The 1,200-nt window shown below is 60.3% G+C and carries 1 protein-coding gene; it reads left to right on the forward strand.

What is annotated here, in order from left to right; translation table 11 throughout:
* The coding region (locus AD666_RS15165; RefSeq protein ID WP_156315946.1) for an immunoglobulin-like domain-containing protein at positions 1–1,200 on the forward strand (1,200 nt) is incomplete at both ends.

Below are 1,200 nucleotides of genomic sequence, written 5' to 3' on the forward strand. Positions count from 1 at the left end.
CAAACCACGGGCACCGTYGCCGTCGATACCCCAGCGAACGACGTCTACAACAACGGCAGCACTGTCAGCACTACCATCACTGGCGCAACCGGCGGCAACTTCGAAAACCTGGTACCGAGCACCGCGCCTGCGGTCACCACAATTACTGACTCGGCGGATACCACTGGCTTGACCTTGTCGGCTTCTACCGAAGTGACAGAAGGCGGTCAGATCACCTACACCGCTACGCTGACCAACCCGGCGCAGACGCCAGTCACCGTCACCTTGAGCAATGGCGCGGTCATTACTATCGCTGCCGGCCAAACCACGGGCTCCGTCGCCGTCGATACCCCAGCGAACGACGTTTACAACAACGGCAGCACTGTCAGCACTACGATTACCGGCGCAACCGGCGGCAACTTCGAAAATCTGGTGCCTAGCAACACGCCTGCGGTCACCACGATCACCGATTCGGCGGACACTACCGGCCTGACGCTGAGCGCCAGCGAAACCATTACCGAAGGCGGTCAGATTACCTACACCGCGACGCTGACCAACCCAGCGCAAACACCAGTCACCGTGACCTTGAGCAACGGCGCGGTGATCACCATCGCTGCGGGCCAAACCACTGGCACTGTTGCGGTCGATACTCCGGCGAACGATGTCTACAACAACGGCAGCACTGTCAGCACTACCATCACTGGCGCAACCGGCGGCAACTTCGAAAACCTGGTACCGAGCACCGCGCCTGCGGTCACCACAATTACTGACTCGGCGGATACCACTGGCTTGACCTTGTCGGCTTCTACCGAAGTGACAGAAGGCGGTCAGATCACCTACACCGCTACGCTGACCAACCCGGCGCAGACGCCAGTCACCGTCACCTTGAGCAACGGCGCGATCATCACTATCGCTGCTGGGCAAACTACCGGCACTGTGGCCGTCGATACCCCGGCCAATGACGTCTACAACAACGGCAGCACTGTCAGCACTACCATCACTGGCGCAACCGGCGGCAACTTCGAAAACCTGGTACCGAGCACCGCGCCTGCGGTCACCACGATTACTGACTCGGCGGACAACACTGGCTTGACCTTGTCTGCTTCCAATGAAGTGACAGAAGGCGGTCAGATCACCTACACCGCCACGCTGACCAACCCAGCGCAGACGCCAGTCATCGTGACCTTGAGCAATGGCGCGGTCATCACCATCGCTGCCGGC

The organism is Pseudomonas sp. Pf153 (assembly GCF_001269775.1).
GTDB classification, from domain to species: domain Bacteria; phylum Pseudomonadota; class Gammaproteobacteria; order Pseudomonadales; family Pseudomonadaceae; genus Aquipseudomonas; species Aquipseudomonas uvaldensis.